Annotated in this window: 13 protein-coding genes, 1 pseudogene and 1 other annotated feature; of the genes and pseudogenes, 2 read left to right on the top strand and 12 right to left on the bottom strand. The window is 43.2% G+C overall.

Going from position 1 to position 13,680, the window contains the following annotated elements:
• A partial coding sequence (locus BM213_RS12050; RefSeq protein WP_143091201.1) for an IS66 family transposase occupies positions 1–370 on the top strand: 370 nt, incomplete at its 5' end.
• Positions 371–439: 69 nt separating this feature from the next.
• On the opposite strand, the gene BM213_RS14705 is transcribed toward BM213_RS12050, so the two are convergent.
• The 3 genes from BM213_RS14705 to BM213_RS12040 all read right to left on the bottom strand — a co-directional run bounded on the left by BM213_RS14705 (position 440) and on the right by BM213_RS12040 (position 4,667).
• Positions 440–616, bottom strand: coding sequence for a hypothetical protein (locus BM213_RS14705; RefSeq protein ID WP_167357408.1), 177 nt, complete (start codon positions 614–616; stop codon positions 440–442).
• Positions 617–674: 58 nt separating this feature from the next.
• Positions 675–1,979, bottom strand: a complete 1,305-nt coding sequence (locus BM213_RS12045; protein ID WP_091704499.1) for a bifunctional folylpolyglutamate synthase/dihydrofolate synthase — start codon at positions 1,977–1,979, stop codon at positions 675–677.
• 63 nt (positions 1,980–2,042) lie between these two features.
• The gene (locus BM213_RS12040) at positions 2,043–4,667 is read right to left on the bottom strand and encodes a valine--tRNA ligase (RefSeq protein ID WP_091704496.1); all 2,625 of its coding nucleotides are present in this window, start codon (positions 4,665–4,667) and stop codon (positions 2,043–2,045) included.
• Between the two features lie 41 nt (positions 4,668–4,708).
• Positions 4,709–4,931, bottom strand: a binding site (T-box leader).
• 129 nt (positions 4,932–5,060) lie between these two features.
• Between BM213_RS12040 and BM213_RS12035 the strand changes: the two genes are divergently transcribed.
• The gene (locus tag BM213_RS12035) at positions 5,061–5,252 is read left to right on the top strand and encodes a hypothetical protein (RefSeq protein WP_091704493.1); all 192 of its coding nucleotides are present in this window, start codon (positions 5,061–5,063) and stop codon (positions 5,250–5,252) included.
• On the opposite strand, the gene BM213_RS12030 is transcribed toward BM213_RS12035, so the two are convergent.
• The 9 genes and pseudogenes from BM213_RS12030 to BM213_RS11990 form a co-directional block, all read right to left on the bottom strand.
• The gene (locus BM213_RS12030) at positions 5,237–6,133 is read right to left on the bottom strand and encodes a protein kinase family protein (RefSeq protein WP_208601916.1); all 897 of its coding nucleotides are present in this window, start codon (positions 6,131–6,133) and stop codon (positions 5,237–5,239) included. The two genes, BM213_RS12035 and BM213_RS12030, sit on opposite strands and share 16 nt — an antisense overlap.
• A gap of 15 nt (positions 6,134–6,148) precedes the next feature.
• On the bottom strand, positions 6,149–7,126 hold the full coding sequence (spoVID, locus tag BM213_RS12025) for a stage VI sporulation protein D (RefSeq protein WP_091704488.1): 978 nt from the start codon (positions 7,124–7,126) through the stop codon (positions 6,149–6,151).
• Between the two features lie 87 nt (positions 7,127–7,213).
• Positions 7,214–8,509: a glutamate-1-semialdehyde 2,1-aminomutase gene (hemL, locus tag BM213_RS12020; RefSeq protein ID WP_091704485.1), complete on the bottom strand. Its 1,296-nt coding sequence runs from the start codon at positions 8,507–8,509 to the stop codon at positions 7,214–7,216.
• A complete protein-coding gene (gene hemB / locus BM213_RS12015) occupies positions 8,509–9,483 on the bottom strand; it encodes a porphobilinogen synthase (protein ID WP_091704482.1) in 975 nt (324 codons plus the stop codon). Before hemB ends, hemL begins: the two co-directional genes overlap by 1 nt.
• Positions 9,484–9,485: 2 nt before the next feature.
• Positions 9,486–10,238, bottom strand: coding sequence for a uroporphyrinogen-III synthase (locus BM213_RS12010; protein ID WP_091704477.1), 753 nt, complete (start codon positions 10,236–10,238; stop codon positions 9,486–9,488).
• Positions 10,239–11,165, bottom strand: coding sequence for a hydroxymethylbilane synthase (gene hemC, locus BM213_RS12005; protein WP_091704475.1), 927 nt, complete (start codon positions 11,163–11,165; stop codon positions 10,239–10,241).
• 21 nt (positions 11,166–11,186) lie between these two features.
• Entirely contained in the window at positions 11,187–12,002 is an 816-nt protein-coding gene (locus tag BM213_RS12000) for a cytochrome C assembly family protein (protein WP_091704473.1), read from the bottom strand.
• Positions 12,003–12,014: 12 nt separating this feature from the next.
• Positions 12,015–13,349, bottom strand: coding sequence for a glutamyl-tRNA reductase (gene hemA, locus BM213_RS11995; RefSeq protein WP_091704470.1), 1,335 nt, complete (start codon positions 13,347–13,349; stop codon positions 12,015–12,017).
• Positions 13,350–13,410: 61 nt separating this feature from the next.
• Positions 13,411–13,680 (bottom strand): annotated as a pseudogene (locus tag BM213_RS11990) (RNA-guided endonuclease IscB); the annotation flags it as partial.

Raw genomic sequence — 13,680 nt, 5'->3', positions numbered from 1 at the left:
AGCGAGACGGTGGGAACGAGTGTATGATCGCATCCTAGAAAGAGCACAACACCGATTGGAAGCGAAGACGCCTCTTCCGAAAAAAGCACTCGCTTTTGTTCGACGCCTTCAAAAACGAAAGGAAGAAGCGCTGCGTTTCTTACGTGAAGTACATGTTCCCTTTGATAACAACCAAGCCGAACGCGATCTTCGCATGGTTAAAGTCAAAGAGAACATTTCGGGTACGTTTCGCGAAGAAACATTCGCCCAGTCTTTTTGTATCATAAGAAGCATCGTTTCCACACTGACGAAACACGAAAAAAACGTGTGGGATTCGTTATGTCTTCTGTTGACAGGCGAAACGCTCGATCGTGTTCTTTCTACCACTTAGGGCATTTTCTATTACGGGGATGCCCTATTTGTGTTGCGCTTCTTTACATACTACTATCGGGATGAATAGTTACTTGTTTACATAATCGTCAGCTAGAGGTGAACCGGATGAATCATGACTGACAATCTCTAGTATTTCATACTTTTCACCTGTCTGTTTATTGCTTGCTGCGTTGCTGTTAACAGCTGGAAATAATAACGATGACCACAAAAGTAGCACAAGAAACACCGAAACAGCTCTTTTCACCTACCTCTCCCCCTTTCGAAAGTCCTATTTTTTATCTATTATACCATCAGTTTTCGTCTTACTTATATTTATTTTTTATAAAATTCCGCACATTTGAGATGAAATAAAGTGAACCTGTAATTAAAATAATATCATCTTTTTCAGCTTGCTTTCGCTTTTCTTTTAACCATTGTTTCCAGTCGTTTGTCCATTGCACATTCGGATGCGTCGCTTGTTCGGCGAGTTGTTCAGCGGAAAGAGCGCGCGGAAAATCAAATGTTGTAAACGTCATCGTCTCGGCAATCGTTTCTAGCTTTTGAATCATCGCTGTGACCGGTTTGTCCCCTAACGCTGTAAAAAGGACGTGTACGCGATGGTTCGGATAGTGAGCGTTCATTGTCGAAACGAGACTATCGATTCCTTCTTCGTTATGCGCCCCATCAATAATGATAAGCGGACGTTCATCCATCTTTTCAAATCGCCCGAGCCACGCTGCTTTTCGAATGCCGTTGTACATATGTTCACGCTCAATCAGAAACGAATAATACGTACGTAAATAGTCGGCAACCATCAGCGCAAGCGCTGCGTTTTTCACTTGATGTGCCCCAAGCATCGTTATTGTCACATCGCGATATGTCGTAAACGGTGTTTGTAAAGAAAAACGTTCTCCGTCCGTCGTTGGTTCGTGAGCAAAAACGGTAAAATCGCGATCGAGCACATATGCTTTTGCGCGTACCGATGTCGCTTTCTCTTCTACTACTTGTAGCGCCTCCGGCTGATCAATCGCTGTCATAACAGGGATTCCTGCCTTAATAATTCCCGCTTTTTCAAACGCAATTTGTTCAAGTGTATTCCCTAATATATGTATATGATCGTAACCGATGTTTGTAATCACCGATAAAAGCGGATAAATAACGTTCGTTGAATCTAAGCGTCCGCCAAGTCCTACTTCAAAAATGACAACGTCTTGCACGTTCATTTTGCCAAAATAATAAAGCGCCATGGCGGTAATGACTTCAAACTCTGTCGGTCCACCTAATTCCGTTTGTTCTAACTCCTCTGCTAAAGGCTGAATGACTTGCACAAGTTTGATCAAATCGACATCGCTAATTGGTTTTCCGTTTATACTAATGCGTTCATTAAATTGTTCAACGTATGGCGATGTAAATGTCCCGACACGATAACCTGCTTCTTGTAAAATGTGACGTAAAAAGCAAACGGTCGATCCTTTTCCGTTCGTTCCACCGACATGAATCGCTTTAATGCGACGCTCTGGATGATCGAGCTTCTCCATCATCCACTCCATTCGTCTTAATCCTGGTTTGACCCCTAACTTTAACCGTCCATGAATCCATTCAACTGCTTCTTTATATGTACGAACCATGAAAAATCCCCCTTTTACTAAAGTGAAAGACGAATCCAAAATGGATTCGTCTTCATCATAAAACTATTGTTTTAATTGTGCAAGACGGGCGCGGACAGCTTCGCGTTTTTCGATGTAATCGCGCTCTTTTTTCCGCTCCTCTTCAACTACGTGCGCTGGCGCTTTCGCTAAAAATCCTTCATTACTTAGTTTCTTTTGCACGCGCTCGACTTCTTGATCGAGTTTTTGTAACTCTTTTTCGAGACGTTTCACTTCTTCTTCAATATTAATTAACCCTTCGAGCGGCAAGCTTAGTTCTGCCCCTGTCACAACAGCGGTCATCGCTTTCTCGACCGTTGGAATCGTCGTGTCGATGACAAGCTCGCTAGGATTACAGAAGCGCTCGATATATGAGCGGTTTTTCTGAAGGGTATTCGCAATTTGCTCGTCTTTCGCTTTAATATGCAGCGTAATTGGCTTGCTTAGCGGCGTATTCACTTCTGCGCGAATGTTACGCACCGCACGAATAATATCGACGAGCAAGCGCATTTGTTCGGCCGCTTCATGATTGCTTAGTTCAGAACGGACTTGTGGCCACGAAGCAACTGTAATTGACTCTCCTTCATGAGGAAGTTGTTGCCAAATTTCTTCCGTCACAAACGGCATAAACGGATGAAGGAGACGCATCGTTTGATCAAGCACATAAGCAAGAACAGAGCGCGTCGTTTTCTTCGCTTGTTCATCTTCGCCGTATAGCGGCAATTTCGCCATTTCAATATACCAATCGCATAAGTCGTCCCAAATGAAGTTATATAATACGCGACCGACTTCACCAAACTCGTATTTATCGGCAAGTTTTGTTACCGTCTCAATCGTTTCATTTAAACGTGTTAAAATCCAATGATCGGCAACCGATTTTTCGCCATGTAAATCAATGTCTTCATACGTGAATCCTTCCATGTTCATGAGCGCAAAACGAGAAGCGTTCCAAATTTTATTGACGAAGTTCCATGTCGCTTCAACTTTTTCTGTGCTAAAGCGCAAGTCTTGACCAGGTGCACTTCCTGTCGCTAAAAAGTAACGAAGCGAGTCGGCACCGTACTGATCGATCACATCCATCGGATCAACGCCGTTACCGAGCGATTTACTCATTTTTCGTCCTTGTGCATCGCGTACTAGTCCGTGAATAAGCACATCTTTAAACGGACGTTTTCCTGTAAACTCAAGCGCTTGGAAAATCATGCGCGATACCCAGAAGAAAATGATGTCATATCCTGTTACAAGCACATCCGTTGGATAATAACGGTTATAGTCTGCCGATGTTTCATCCGGCCAGCCCATCGTTGAAAACGGCCAAAGCGCAGAACTAAACCATGTATCTAATACATCTGGATCTTGTTCCCAATTTTCGATATCAGCTGGTGGCTCATGATCGACATACACTTCGCCTGTTTCTTTATGATACCATGCTGGAATACGATGCCCCCACCAAAGCTGACGAGAAATGCACCAATCGCGAATATTTTCCATCCAATGTAAGTACGTTTTTTCAAATCGCTCTGGAACGAAATTTACTTTTCCTTCTGTTTTTTGTAGTTCAATCGCAGCTTCAGCAAGCGGCTTCATTTTGACGAACCATTGCGTCGATAAATACGGTTCTACAACAGCACCACTACGTTCACTATGACCAACCGAATGCATATGTTCCTCGATTTTAAACAGCACGCCTTGTGCTTGTAAATCTTTCACAATTTGCTTACGGCATTCGAAGCGATCAAGCCCTTTATATTGAAGCGCATTGTCGTTCATCGTACCGTCTTCGTTCATGACAAGAATGCGAGGCAAGTTGTGACGATTTCCGATTTCAAAGTCGTTCGGATCGTGCGCTGGCGTAATTTTTACCGCTCCTGAACCGAACGACATATCGACATACTCATCACCAATAATTGGAATTTCACGACCAACAATCGGTAAAATGACTGTTTTTCCGATGAGATGTTTGTAACGTTCATCTTCTGGATGAACGGCAACGGCTGTATCACCAAGCATCGTTTCTGGACGTGTCGTTGCCACTTCGATATAACCTGAGCCGTCCGCAAGCGGATAGCGCATATGATATAGCGCACCTTGCACATCTTTATATACGACTTCAATGTCCGATAATGCTGTTTTTGTCACCGGATCCCAGTTAATAATATATTCGCCGCGATAAATAAGACCTTTTTTATATAACGATACAAACACTTCACGCACCGCTTTAGATAGTCCTTCATCAAGCGTAAAGCGCTCGCGCGTATAATCGAGACCAAGTCCAAGCTTCGCCCATTGAGAACGGATGTGACCTGCATATTCTTCTTTCCATTTCCACGTTTCTTCAACGAACTTTTCACGTCCTAAGTCGTAGCGCGTCTTTCCTTCATTGCGCAACTTTTCTTCGACTTTCGCTTGCGTGGCAATGCCTGCATGATCCATGCCTGGAAGCCATAACACATCGTATCCTTGCATGCGCTTCATGCGCGTAATAATGTCTTGTAACGTCGTATCCCATGCATGTCCTAAATGAAGTTTCCCTGTCACATTTGGGGGTGGAATGACAATCGTAAATGGTTTCTTCCTTTCGTCACTTGTTGCTTCAAAAAACTTTCCTTTTAACCACCATTCATAACGGTTTGCCTCAACAGCACGATGATCATATTTTGGCGGTAACATACAAATCCCTCCTTCAATCAAATAAAAAACTCCTTTCATCCGAAAAGGACGAAAGGAGACTCTTTCGCGGTACCACCTTTTTTCTTAAGCGATGCTTAAGCACTCAAATCGATAACGGCGATGCACCGGCTTCTCCTACTTTCGTTCGAAGAAGCAGCTCCAGGGCGACCTTCCGACGACCACAAACCTAGGAAATCTCGCAGCTACTGATTTCCCTCTCTGCTAGGCGGGTTGCGCCGTACTCTTCCCTATCTTCGCTTTTCTCTACTCATACATAATACTATATAAAAATCATACGAATCGTCAATAAGGTTTGCCACATTTTCACTTCGTTATACATATGATAAAAAAGAAAAACTCCATGCGGAGCAAAATTGAAAAGGATGTGAGCATATGCGTAGACGTTACAATCCGTACGCCTGGCCACCGTGGCTACGAAAACTTCGCTTTATTGCTGAACAATGCATCATCCCGATTACCGTCGTTCAAGCTATTCGAACGATTTTATTTCCAACAACGATTGACGTCATTTTACTCGCTATTTTCATTCTTCTTTCCTTCGCTTTACATTACGATTGGATTTGATGTTGTTGCTTTTCTTCTTCCCATTTTCCAATGACATATTCGATATTTTTCATTTGCCAATATGCCCGTTGCCAAGCAGCTGTCAGTTGCCGGTCATGACGTTGTTGTTCGTACCGATGAATGAGACGAACAAACCGATGTGGATCAACAAGTAAATGAAAAAACAATAACCGTTCATCTTCTTCAAGCGCCAATGTTTGTTCATATTGTGCAAGCCACTGTACCGCTTCATCACACGTCAACGGATACGTATACAAATATTGGCGAAAAAATAAGAGTAAATCATGAAATGGTGAAGCCCAGCGCGCCCGTTCAAAACTAATAAAATACGCTGTGCCGTCATCCCGTTCTACATAATGTTGGAACGACGGATGCCCATGAATGTAACAAATGCGTACGGTCTTTTTTTCTTTCATTCGCTCGCGCCATTCATTTAACGTATGTTCAGAAAACGAGATGGCGCGCATAATATCGAGAAAATGGGTGCAACATTGTAACTGAAACGGGGACATATACCATTGTTTTTCACATTGTTCAATATGATGAGTTAATGTTTGTTTTGCCTTTTCAAGTGAGCTTTTTCGTTCCTTATAATAAGATTCGATTTCCGCTTCAGTCGTTTGTATTTCTTTTAATGAATGTTTATGCCATCGTGCTAAATCGTGAAAAAAAGATGAGGCTGGTTGCGTCTTTTCTTTTAGCCATGGCATCGTATAATACCATTGATTATCTCGTTTTTTCGCTTCATAAATAGGGACGGCAAGCGGAATGCGTAAGCGGTAAGCTTGCTCAATCGCCTGCCAATGAGCAAATGAATCGATGCGTTTAATCGCGTATGTTCCATTTGTCGTTTCCCATTTTTGCACGCTCGCTTGTTTCATCACCATGCCGCCCTTTTATACTTTACTTGGCGTTGGAATGTATAGTAACTGACCTTCATGTACATCTGCGCCACTTTCAAGGTGATTTGTACGCAACAACTGTTGAACAGATACGTCGTATCGCTCGGCAATCTTGTCCAACGAATCGCCTTGTTGGACGATGCAAATTTTCAAACGGGCAAACGCCTGTTCTTCATTTTTACCAAATAGTTTTGTTAAATATAACGCATTTTCATTTCGCTTTTCGTTCGTCTCCCTTCCTTTTAGTTCAAGTTGAAAAGACGTTTCTTCTCGCTTGCTCTCCTGTTCTTCTTCATATGCCTTTTGAGTATCAACCTGTTCTTCTTCATATGCCTTTTGAGTATCAACCTGTTCTTCTTCATGCTCTCCTTGAACATCAATCCGTTCTTCTTTATGTTCATCATTATCAGCTACCTGTTCTTCATGGAGCATATAAAATGTCGGTACATTGACGATTGTTTCTTGTTCTTCTTTTTCTTCTTCATATACTTCTTGACGGGCAACAGCTTCAAACGGTTCAAAGTCGTCTACGTTGTACGCATCCCACTCTTCTTCGTCTTCTTGATCATCATCCATTTGAATACCGTGAATGGCCACTTCAGCAATAAGACGTAATTCGTTTTTCCGTAAGTCATAATCAAATGATTCGATCAGCACATACACTTGTTCAAGATCATCGACTCGCTCTTTTGGAACAGTTACGTCAATTGGAAATTGATGTAAAAATTCACCCGTTTCCTCATCATGCATACGCACTTGTTCAATGTATCGCCCGAGTTCAAATGTTTCAACATCTTCTCCATCTTCTTCGTGTTTTGTATATTCTCCGGATAGTTGTAGCACACCACGAATATACACATAATCTTCTTGTTCCTCGATTGTAATTGTCGGTTGTAACGAAATCGATAATAGTTGATCGACGTGATGTTCACGTCGAAACGCAATCGCTTCTTCAATTGAAAAACGCAACATGCTCATCTCTCCTTCAACGTCCAAGTCATTTCACATTACTATGGTTATGAGAAGAAAAAAAGAAGTATGCATAAAAAAAGCGATGCCCTAGAGGCAATCGCTAATTTTTGCAAACGCACGTCGCGCTGCTTCAATTGTTTTTTCAATATCTTCATCTGTATGCGCAGTGGACAAAAACATGCCTTCAAACTGCGATGGCGGTAAGAAAATGCCTTCATTCGCCATTTCTTGATAATAACGAGCAAATAAGTCTAAATCGGACGTTTTCGCCGTTTCGTAGTTTGTGACACGCTCATTTGTAAAGAATATGCCGATCATCGAACCAGCTTGGTTAATCGTATGTGGAATATCATACGCTTTTGCTGCTTCGCTTAACCCTTCTGCTAGACGGTTTGCTTTTTTCTGAAACTCCTCATACGTTTCTGGCGTCAGTTGTCGGAGCGTTTCATAGCCAGCTGTCATCGCCATCGGATTTCCTGATAACGTACCGGCTTGATAAATCGGACCACTCGGTGCAATTTTCTCCATAATATCAGCCCGACCACCGTATGCCCCGACTGGTAGTCCACCACCAATGACTTTTCCAAGGCACGTCAAGTCTGGCTTGACACCGTAATAACCTTGACCGCTATAATAGTCGACACGGAAACCTGTCATCACTTCATCAAAAATAAGAAGGGCACCGTATTCGTTCGTCACATCGCGCAAACCTTGCAAGAAACCTTGTTCTGGCGGAACGACCCCCATATTTCCAGCAACAGGTTCGACAATAACCGCCGCGATATCTTCACCGAACTTTTCAAACGCGTAACGTACGCTTTGTAAATCGTTGTACGGTACAGTAATCGTATGTTGTGCAACCGTTTCTGGTACTCCTGGGCTATCTGGCAAACCGAGGGTAGCAACGCCCGATCCTGCTTTAATTAAAAGCGAATCGCCATGTCCATGATAGCAACCTTCAAACTTTACAATTTTATTCCGTCCTGTATAGCCGCGTGCTAAACGAAGGGCGCTCATTGTCGCTTCTGTTCCTGAGCTAACCATGCGAATGATTTCAATAGACGGCATGCGCTCCATGACGAGTTTGGCGAGTTCATTTTCAATTAACGTTGGGGCACCAAAACTTGTTCCTGTTTCCGCTACTCGTTTTAATGCTTCAACAACTTGATCGTTCGCATGACCTAAAATAAGCGGTCCCCAAGACAAGACGTAATCAATATACTCATTTCCATCAATGTCGTAAATTTTCGAGCCTTTTCCGCGCTCCATAAAAATCGGATCCATTTTTACTGCCCGAAATGCGCGCACCGGGCTGTTTACACCGCCAGGCATGAGCTTAACTGCCTCAGCATATGCCGCTTTGGAACGTTCATAACTACGCATCATTTCCCCTCCTTTAACCATCGAGCAACATCTTTTGCAAAATACGTTAAAATTAAGTCGGCGCCTGCGCGCTTCATGCTTGTTAACATTTCAAGTACAACCGATTTTTCATCGATCCAGCCGTTTTGCGCAGCTGCTTTTACCATCGCATATTCTCCGCTTACGTTATAAGCAACAATCGGCAAATGGAAATGATTTTTTAAATCGCGAATAATATCTAAATACGATAGCGCTGGTTTCACCATTAAAAAGTCAGCACCTTGATCCACATCCGCTTGCGCCTCACGAAACGCTTCTAACCGATTGGCAGGATCCATTTGGTACGTTTTACGGTCGCCAAACTGCGGTGCGCTATGTGCTGCATCGCGAAATGGACCGTAAAATGCTGATGCGTATTTTACGGCATAGGACATAATTGGCACATATGTAAATCCTTCTTCATCTAGCGCTTGGCGAATCGCTGCGACAAACCCATCCATCATGTTAGATGGCGCGATGATGTCCGCCCCCGCTTTCGCTTGACTGACTGCTGTTTTTGCCAATAATTCAAGCGTATCGTCGTTGACAATCGTTCCGTTTTTTACAATGCCACAATGTCCATGGCTCGTATAATGACATAAACATGTGTCGGCAATCACGACAAGTTCCGGAAATGAGTCTTTGATCGCGCGAATAGCACGTTGAACGACACCGTGCTCACAATAGGCTTGCGAAGCGATTTCGTTTTTTTCGTTTGGTACACCAAATACAATAATGGAACGTACACCTAATTGAACAGCCTCTTTTACATCTTCAAGCGCATAGTCAAGCGACTGTTGATACACGCCAGGCATCGAAGGTACTTCATTTTTTATCTTTTCCCCTTCGATGACAAAAATCGGATAAATGAAATCTTCTACATGAAGATGCGTTTCACGTACCATCGCACGCAAATTCGCTGTTTGACGCAGACGACGATGTCGCGCAAATTGCATAGTTACTCACCTCTTGTTTGAAAATATTGATAAAGCTCTTGTACCATAGCATCAATTGTGTATGTATGAGGACAAACGTGAACAGGAATCCCTAAATCAAGCGCCGTTTGTTTCGTAATCGGACCGATACAGGCAATTGTGACGAAAGACAAATCGACGTTTTCTTTTGCGATCGCTCGTTCAAAACTGCGCACCGTCGACGAGCTTGTAAACGTGATAACATCGATGAGGCGCTGTTGAAGAAGAGTAACGACTTGCGGCTTCGCTTCTTCATTTATCGTCGTTTCGTACACAATCCAATCTGTCACGTCCGCGATGTTATTCAATTGCTCGCGAAGGGTGTCGCGCGCTAAGTTTCCTTTCACAAGCAAGATGCGCGCATGCGTTGAAAGGAGAGGGGTCAACGACTCAGCTAAGCTCTCTGCGACAAATTCGTTTGGAACGAGATCGACAACGATGTTTCGCTTTTGTAACGCTTTCGCTGTTTTTTCCCCTACCGCTGCCACTTTCGGCCACGTTGGTGGCTTTATTTCCCCAATTAGTTCAAAAAAATATTTTACCCCGTTTTGGCTTGTAAATACAATCCAGTCATACGTATGCCACTCATTTACTAGCGCGTCATCCAATTGTTTTGCCCGCTCAATGCGAATAAGCGGCAGTTCAATTGGAATGGCGCCGTACCGCTCTAACGTTTGCGATAATGCTTTCGCTTGCGCCTTTTCGCGTGTTACAAGCACCCGCTTCCCCTTCAACATTTACTCCAGCTCCTTTAGTACACGCGCAATTAACTGTTTTGCTCCGCGGTCGATTAACCGTTGTGCCGCTTCCACTCCTATTTTTTCTGGATCCGTTCCTCGAACGACTTCTTTTAGCACTTCTGTTCCGTTCGGTGTCGCAACAAGCGCTGTAAGTACGATATCATCTCGATCAACATATGCATATCCAGCCACAGGCACTTGGCATCCACCCTCAATACGCTGTAAAAAGGCTCGCTCTGCCCGAACCGCACGTTCCGTTTGTTTATCAGTCAGTCGGTTTAACCAATACAATAGCTCTTCGTCATCTTCCCGACATTCAATAGCCAACGCACCTTGCCCAACCGCTGGAACGCATACGTCAGTCGGCAAATATTGTGTAATCACTTCTTTTGTCCATCCCATGCGATGTAACCCAGCAGCAGCCAATATAATGGCGTCGTACGCATCCGTTTTTAGCTTGTTTAAGCGCGTATCAATGTTGCCACGAATCCATTGAATGTTTAAATCTGGGCGAACGGCTAATAGCTGCGCCGAACGCCGCAAACTGCTCGTTCCAACAATCGCTCCACTCGGCAACTGCTCAAATGGAATATGTTTTTTAGAAATAAGTACGTCGCGATGATCTTCACGTTTCGGTACACATCCGATCGTTAACCCTTTAGGTAATATAGCAGGCATATCTTTCATGCTATGGACTGCAAAATCAATTTCGCGATCGAGCATCGCTTGTTCAATTTCTTTCACAAACAACCCTTTGCCCCCAACTTTCGATAACGTCACATGTAAAATTTGATCGCCTTTTGTGACAATTTCTTTCACTTGAAATTCAAACGGCGCACCGAGTTGCTTTAGTTGCTCAATAACCCAGTTCGTCTGAGTTAACGCTAACTTGCTTCGGCGCGAACCAACAATAACTTTTCTCATCGTGCTTTCCTCCAACAATCGCTAAAAATGAAATTGCGATAACGTACCAAACAAAAAGAAATTAATAAGCAAAATAAGAAATGAACCGATGTTCCAATACGCCATTTCTTTTCCTTGCATCCCTCTGACCGCTCTTCTATATAAATAAAAACTATACGCTGCAAATACAGTAAACGATCCAAGCACTTTGGCATCGTATAAAACGAAATGATCTACTTTCATATATGCCCAAACAATACCTAAAATTAAACTTAATAATAACACCGGAACGCCGACACCGTTTAGCACATATGCAAGATCATCTAACTTCGCTAAATCGCCGATCCGCCATAATCGCTTTCCCCACTTTTTTCGCTTCAATAATTCATATTGAAGCAAATATAAAAGGGAAAACATAAACGAAAGTGAAAACGCCCCGTACGATAAAATAGCCATCGTAATATGAATGAACAACAGCTCTGACATGAGCTGCTCGGCAATGCCGACAGTATACGGCGTCGGCGCGAACGTATGCAATGAAAGAATAAAAAACGCTAACACGTTTGTAAAAAAGACGAGGAAATCGACGCGCAGCCAACCGTTAATGGCAAGCGACAACGTAATGAGCAGCCACGCGTAAAACGACAGCCCCTCCGCAAGCGTTAAAACAGGAAAGCGCCCTGTCTCCACCATTCTGAAGAAAAAGAAACATGTTTGCATCCCCCAAACAATAGAAAGCAACCCGAAAGCGATGCGGTTTGCTTTCCGATTGTGATGAAGAAAATCAATAAAATAAAACAAAACGGACGATGCATGTAAAAGAAGCGAGAGTTCATACCATCTCGTCATTTCAAACATACGAACTCTTCCTTACGGTTGAAAAGATGGTTCAGCTACTCGCTCGTGAACACAGCTCATCTCTTTTTGTTGCTGCTTCACTTGTTGTTCAATGTTAAAAATTTTCATGAACAATTGAAGCGCTTCTTCCGCATTGTCCTCTGCAGCTAATTCTTTTGCGCGCAAAATCGGATCGCGCAACAATTGATTGACGATGCTTTTCGTATGTTTGTTTAACACTTTTTTATCTCGTTCTGATAAATGCGGCAACTTTCGCTCTAAGCTTTTCATCGTCTCTTCTTGGATAAGCATCGCTTTTTCACGCAAAGCGGCAATAATCGGAACGACGCCGAGCATATGCAACCATTGTTGGAACTCATCCATCTCTTCAGCAATCATGAGCTCAATTTGCTCCGCTGCCTTTTTTCGTTCAGCCAAGTTCGCTTCGACGATATCTTGCAAGTCATCAATGTCGTACAAGAAGACGCTGTCTAGCTCCGCAAGCGCAGGATCTAAATCGCGCGGAACAGCAATATCAATCATAAAAAACGGACGACCTTTGCGCATTTTTTCAATGACTGCCATCGTCTCTTTTGTAATGACGTATTGTTTCGCACCAGTTGAACTAATTAAAATATCCGCTTCTAATAATGCGCATTGTAGTTGCGATAGCGGCTTCGCATCACCGTTAAAACGTTCGGCAAGCTGCTGTGCTTTTTCAAACGTCCGGTTGACAACCGTCACGCGCTTGACGCCGCTTCCGTACAAGTTTTGCAACGCCAATTCTCCCATTTTTCCCGCTCCTAAAACGAGCACATGTTTATTTTTTAAATCGCCAAAAATTTTTTTTGCGAGCTCGACAGCTGCATAACTTACTGACACAGCGTGAGCACCGATTTCTGTTTCGGCATGGGCGCGTTTAGCGAGCGTAATCGCTTGTTTAAATAGCTGTTTAAACACCGTGCCTATTGTGTTTTCTTGTTGCGCTAAAAGGAAACTTGTGCGCACTTGCCCAAGAATTTGCGTTTCACCTAAAATCATCGAATCGAGACCGCAAGCAACGCGAAACAAGTGTTCAATCGCTTCACGCTCTTCATAAATACGCAAATACGGAACGATTTGCTCTTTATCAAGGCCAAACCAATCTGCTAAAAATGTTTTTATATAATAACGCCCTGTGTTTAATTGATCAACAACCGCATAAATTTCTGTACGGTTACATGTCGATACGATGACGTTTTCTAACATGCTCTTTTGCTTTTGTAGCGCTTTCATCGCTTCAACAAGCTCCGCTTGATTAAACGTCAACTTTTCACGAATTTCAACAGGGGCTGTTCGATAGTTCACGCTGACAACGACAACATACATTTCCCATCACGAAACTTACGCAAGGAAGCCCCTGCCTTTAGGCACGGGGAGGAATTGCACCTTACGCAAGTTCCGCCACCCCCTTTCCATAAGCATATCCGTCAAATCGCTGAATGACTTGGACATATCTATAATTTATTCCTTGTGCGATACGCTTTCCGTCCTTGCCTTTAATATCGAAACTTCCAGTCTTTCTACATGCGACTTCGCCAAACCAAACGCCTTGATATTTCCCTCTTGGGACAACAGCCTTAACCATGTCCCCTGTTTGAAAACCAAAGAAGAATTTTTGTCTTGCAAGATAACCTCTTGGGAAGCCATATCTATCTAG

The sequence above is a fragment of the Anoxybacillus pushchinoensis genome (assembly GCF_900111795.1).
Classification (GTDB): domain Bacteria; phylum Bacillota; class Bacilli; order Bacillales; family Anoxybacillaceae; genus Anoxybacillus; species Anoxybacillus pushchinoensis.
This window is presented reverse-complemented; position numbering and strand designations above follow the sequence as displayed.